Source organism: Glutamicibacter sp. BW77, from assembly GCF_002332285.1.
Taxonomy (GTDB): Bacteria; Actinomycetota; Actinomycetes; order Actinomycetales; family Micrococcaceae; genus Glutamicibacter; species Glutamicibacter bergerei.
Genome location: NZ_NRGT01000019.1, coordinates 1 through 1,438, shown reverse-complemented (window position 1 = coordinate 1,438; position 1,438 = coordinate 1). Strand labels below are relative to the sequence as shown.

Below are 1,438 nucleotides of genomic sequence, written 5' to 3'. Positions count from 1 at the left end.
GGCTCTACTGACTCTTCCGTGGGTCATCCCCGTCCCGGGAGTACCGGTTTCCGGCCTCCGAGGCTGAGCATCGCCAGGCCGATGAGGGCTTCGGGTGCTTTGAATCCGAAGGCCACCCGGGTGATGAGCCTGATTTTGGTATTCATGGATTCGATCCGCCCATTGCTCAATCCGTGCTCGATCGATGCCAGAATGGCTTCGCGGTGCTTGACGATGCTCTTTTGCAGCTTCACGAACGCGGGAATCCGGCAGCGCCTGGCCCAAGAAACCCACTTGTCCAGGGCCACCACCGCGTCCGCATGTGGCAGCCTGAAGATGGTCCGCAGCCCCTCTTTGAGGTAGTACGCGCGGCCCAGCCTCGGGTCGGTCTGAACGATCCAATCGAGCTTCACCTTTTGCTTCACGGTGAGGTCCTCGGGGTTCTTCCAGAGCGCGTAGCGGGAGTTTTTCAGCTTCGTCGCCTTCTGGCTATCGGGCCGTTCCGGGGCATCCTTGGGCGGCCGTCCCCTGCCCCTGGCCGGCTCATTTTCTTCGGCCGCTTTCCGGGCCCGATTCCAGGATGCGCGGCGTTCCTCATCCAGGGCCCCGGTAGCCCATTGGACCACATGGAACGGGTCGGCCACACGGACGGCCTGGGGGCAGCGTTCGGCCACGACGGTGGCGATCCAGTTCGCGGCATCGGCGGAAACATGCGTGATCTGGGCGGATCGTTCCTCCCCGAGTGCGTCAAAGAACTTCCGCAGCGTGGCCTTGTCACGGCCCGGCGAGGCCCAAATCAGGCGGCCCGAATCGTGGTCCACGACCACGGTGATGTACTTGTGTCCGCGTTTGTAGGAGATCTCGTCGATGCCGATCCGCTTGAGGTCCGCGAACGGGTCGAAGGTCTTGGCGGTGTCCTTCCAGACCCGGTTGATGATGGAGCCCACGGTGCGCCAGGCAATGCGCATCAGCACGGTGACCGCGCTCTTGGAGCATTGGGTGGCCAGCCAGGAGACCTGCTGGTCAAAGTCCCGGGTGTGTCCGGCCTGGTGGCGGGCCCAGGGAACGGCGGCGACGATGACTCCGTGCTCCGGGCAGCGCACACGAGGCGCGTGGGCCACGAGATAGGTTTCGGTGGTTCCCAGATCCAGGGTGCGCCACCGTCGGGGGCCTTCACCGCGGTCGTACCGGGAGCACCGCCTGGAGCAGATTCCGCATCTGTTCCGCAAGGACTTGTGCGGTGTCACCCGGGCCAGCAGGACCCCGGTTTCCGGGCAGGTATCCACGTGGTGGACGGTCGTTTTTTCGACACCCAGCAGGGCGGCCCATATGCTTGTTTTCTGCACGCCGTTTTCAGTCCCTAGATTTTTGTACCTTAGTCAGTCAAAAATCCTAGGCAGGAAGCGGCGTGTGGACGTTAAGGCTCGCGGCTCACGCCCACGGATATGTCAGTAGAGCC

At 63.4% G+C, this 1,438-nt stretch carries 1 protein-coding gene; it reads right to left on the bottom strand.

Going from position 1 to position 1,438, the window contains the following annotated elements:
* Nucleotides 1–23: 23 nt before the first annotated feature.
* On the bottom strand, nt 24–1,325 hold the full coding sequence (locus CIK74_RS01885; RefSeq protein WP_013350618.1) for an ISL3-like element ISAar34 family transposase: 1,302 nt from the start codon (nt 1,323–1,325) through the stop codon (nt 24–26).
* Nucleotides 1,326–1,438: the final 113 nt, after the last annotated feature.